At 64.4% G+C, this 441-nt stretch carries 1 pseudogene; it reads right to left on the reverse strand.

Features of this window, described 5'->3' with window-relative positions:
• Nucleotides 1-277 (reverse strand): annotated as a pseudogene (locus tag UK23_RS41780) (alpha/beta hydrolase); the annotation flags it as partial.
• Nucleotides 278-441: the final 164 nt, after the last annotated feature.

A 441-nucleotide genomic window follows, 5' to 3' on the forward strand; every position in this document is an offset into this window, starting at 1 on the left:
GGTTGGTGAAGACCGTCGACTTCGCCGTGCCGTTCTTGGGCTTGAGCCGGCTGACGGCGATGGTGATGGTCTTGCCGTTGCCGGGGTTGTTCCAGTCCATCGGCGCCGTGAAACTGCCGCACTCCAGCCGTTCCCCGCCGGGCGGCAGTCCGGGTGGCGCGGTGTCGAAGCACTTCTGCCACTGGATCTCTTGAAGTGGCTGGGCTTGTGCCTGTGGTGCGATCAGCAGCGATGTCGCCGTGACAGCGGCCAACGTGGCCGCGACTTGCTTGCGCATTCGGGTTCCCCCTCCGATGTGCACCTAGCTCATCGGTTTTGGGGTCCCCGGACATCCGCCCTTGGGTGACTGACGCCTACAACTCTGGTCGTACGCCAACCCGGGCAAATGCCCCGAACGGCCGAAGGGCCGCCCCCTAGGAAACGATGAAGGGAACCTTCATC

The organism is Lentzea aerocolonigenes (assembly GCF_000955955.1).
Taxonomy (GTDB): domain Bacteria; phylum Actinomycetota; class Actinomycetes; order Mycobacteriales; family Pseudonocardiaceae; genus Lentzea; species Lentzea aerocolonigenes_A.